The following is a 680-nucleotide window of genomic DNA, read 5'->3' as shown; positions in this document are numbered from 1 at the left end:
CTACCCTCCCTGCCAGAGGCTGCTCGCCCCGATATTTTCGCAGGGCCTCACCGGGCTTTCGATGCACCACATCGAGGGACCCCCCCGTCACCCGTGGCCGGGGGGTTCTGCATCCCGGGGGGGGGGCGTCCTCACCTGAGCCGTGGAAGGGGGCACCGGCCGGGCCGTAGCCCATGGCCTCCCCCTTCGACCTCGTCCGCATCCGCTCCGGCCTCGACGACATCCTTGGGAGCTACAGGCAGATGGCCAAGCGCCGATCGGCCTACAGGTGGTCCGTCTACCGCACCGACAGCTTCGAGGTCGGCGGCCGGAAGGCCATCGCGTACATGGCACGCCCCTCGCGAAGAGCCCGCCCGGGGGAGGACGGGGTCTACGAGCGCAACCTGTTCGTCGATGCTAGGGGGCGCACCCGCTTCCTCCCGAAGGTGCGCAACCTCGGCCGTCCGAGGCCGCTCCTCGTGGCCGTCGAGCGCGCGACCTACCGACCCATCGCGCAGCAGATGTTCGATGCCGAGCGCGAGCGCGTGGTGGCGCGCGCGCCCGCGCTGATAGAGGCCGAGCTCGCGGACGCCATCGCCTACAACCCATCCCGGGTGCGTCGCCCGGCGCGCGCCTGAGGCCTCGCCCCCGCGCGCCCGCACGCGTGCCCGTGCCTCGTGCCGGGGGCCGATCGAGGCCAC

At 72.6% G+C, this 680-nt stretch carries 1 protein-coding gene; it reads left to right on the top strand.

All coding sequences use genetic code 11. The annotated features are described in order from the left end of the window. The first annotated feature begins 173 nt into the window (after positions 1–173). Positions 174–617, top strand: a complete 444-nt coding sequence (locus MZTS_RS24865; RefSeq protein WP_009864960.1) for a hypothetical protein — start codon at positions 174–176, stop codon at positions 615–617. Positions 618–680: the final 63 nt, after the last annotated feature.

The sequence above is a fragment of the Methylorubrum zatmanii genome, assembly GCF_014845115.1.
Classification (GTDB): Bacteria; Pseudomonadota; Alphaproteobacteria; order Rhizobiales; family Beijerinckiaceae; genus Methylobacterium; species Methylobacterium zatmanii.
The sequence above is the reverse complement of the archived record's forward strand: the minus strand, read 5'-3'. Positions and strand labels throughout refer to the sequence as shown.

Excerpts from the sequence above, each read along its gene's own strand:
- MZTS_RS24865 (WP_009864960.1), top strand. The coding sequence starts at position 174 with ATGGCCTCCCCCTTCGACCTCGTCCGCATCCGCTCCGGCCTCGACGAC.